The sequence below is a fragment of the Klebsiella sp. RIT-PI-d genome (assembly GCF_001187865.1).
Lineage (GTDB): Bacteria > Pseudomonadota > Gammaproteobacteria > Enterobacterales > Enterobacteriaceae > Superficieibacter.
This window is the reverse complement of the sequence record NZ_LGIT01000013.1, coordinates 1-1,094: the sequence shown is the minus strand read 5'-3', so window position 1 is coordinate 1,094 and position 1,094 is coordinate 1. Positions and strand designations below refer to the sequence as shown.

The following is a 1,094-nucleotide window of genomic DNA, read 5'->3' as shown; positions in this document are numbered from 1 at the left end:
ACTTTAGCAACAACGCCCGCACCAACGGTACGGCCGCCTTCACGGATTGCGAAACGCAGACCGTCGTCCATCGCGATCGGGTGGATCAGGGTAACAACCATTTTGATGTTGTCGCCCGGCATTACCATCTCTACGCCTTCCGGCAGTTCGATGGTGCCAGTCACGTCAGTTGTACGGAAGTAGAACTGCGGACGGTAGCCTTTGAAGAACGGAGTATGACGGCCGCCTTCATCTTTGGACAGGATGTACACTTCGGATTCGAATTTGGTGTGCGGCTTGATTGAACCCGGCTTAGCCAGTACCTGGCCACGCTGGATTTCTTCACGCTTGATACCACGCAGCAGAACACCACAGTTCTCGCCTGCACGACCTTCGTCCAGCAGTTTGCGGAACATTTCAACGCCGGTACAGGTAGATTTCGCAGTATCTTTGATACCAACGATTTCAACTTCTTCACCCACTTTGATGATGCCGCGCTCTACACGACCGGTAACAACAGTACCACGGCCGGAGATAGAGAATACGTCTTCGATTGGCAGCAGGAACGGCTTGTCGATAGCACGTTCTGGTTCCGGGATGTAAGAATCCAGGTAGCCTGCCAGTTCGATGATTTTTTCTTCCCACTCTGCTTCGCCTTCCAGCGCTTTCAGAGCAGAACCACGAACGATCGGCGTGTCGTCGCCCGGGAAGTCGTACTGAGACAGAAGTTCACGAACTTCCATTTCTACCAGTTCCAGCAGCTCTTCGTCATCAACCATGTCGCATTTGTTCAGGAACACGATGATGAAAGGAACGCCTACCTGACGACCCAGCAGGATGTGCTCACGGGTCTGCGGCATCGGGCCGTCAGTCGCAGCAACAACCAGGATCGCGCCGTCCATCTGCGCAGCACCGGTGATCATGTTTTTAACATAGTCGGCGTGGCCCGGGCAGTCTACGTGTGCGTAGTGGCGAGTCGGGGTGTCATATTCAACGTGAGAGGTGTTGATGGTGATACCACGAGCTTTTTCTTCCGGCGCGTTATCGATCTGATCGAATGCGCGAGCAGCACCGCCGTAGGTCTTAGCCAGTACGGTAGTGATTGCAGCGGTCAG

Annotated in this window: 1 protein-coding gene; it reads right to left on the bottom strand. The window is 54.3% G+C overall.

Annotation, left to right across the window (positions count from 1 at the left end; genetic code table 11):
- A partial coding sequence (gene tuf / locus AC791_RS17380; protein WP_049841752.1) for an elongation factor Tu occupies positions 1–1,094 on the bottom strand: 1,094 nt, incomplete at both ends.